We start from the raw sequence: 484 nt of genomic DNA on the forward strand, positions 1-484 counted from the left end.
CGAGCGCACAGCGGACGGTGAGACGGGAGCGGGAGCGTCGCTCTGCTGGCCGGGGGAAGTTCCCCGGGCCGACGCCGCTGGCGAGAGACGGGCCGCTGCTGCGGCTCGGTGCGACCGGGAGCGGATCTCGTGGTCGACGTTCTCCGCGACGAGATGCAGCTCCTCGCCGAGGTCGGTCAGCCGGGAGGCGATGGCATCCAACTCAGACGCGCTGCTTCGGGCACCGTGGGTGCGACACCACTCGGAGGCGGTTTCGAGCATCTGGTGCAGGCGGGCCACCGCGCCGAAGTCCTCCGTAACGGCCTCGTGGAACAGGTCGGTGAACTCCTCGGTTCGGGCTGCGGCGAGGCGGTCGTTCCAGTCCGTGGCCGGTGCGCCGTTGTCCGGACTCGCGGCCGGGCCGGCCGTTGGGTGGCGCTGGGGTGGGGCGGCGTTCTCGACCGCACCGAACCGGAGACCGGGGACGAGCCCGGACCGGGAACCC

Annotated in this window: 1 protein-coding gene; it reads right to left on the reverse strand. The window is 72.7% G+C overall.

All coding sequences use genetic code 11. The annotated features are described in order from the left end of the window. On the reverse strand, nt 1-484 hold a 484-nt coding region (locus tag RB628_RS41345; RefSeq protein WP_318325762.1), incomplete at both ends, for a hypothetical protein.

It is taken from the genome of Streptomyces sp. ADMS (genome assembly GCF_033441795.1).
Lineage (GTDB): Bacteria > Actinomycetota > Actinomycetes > Streptomycetales > Streptomycetaceae > Streptomyces.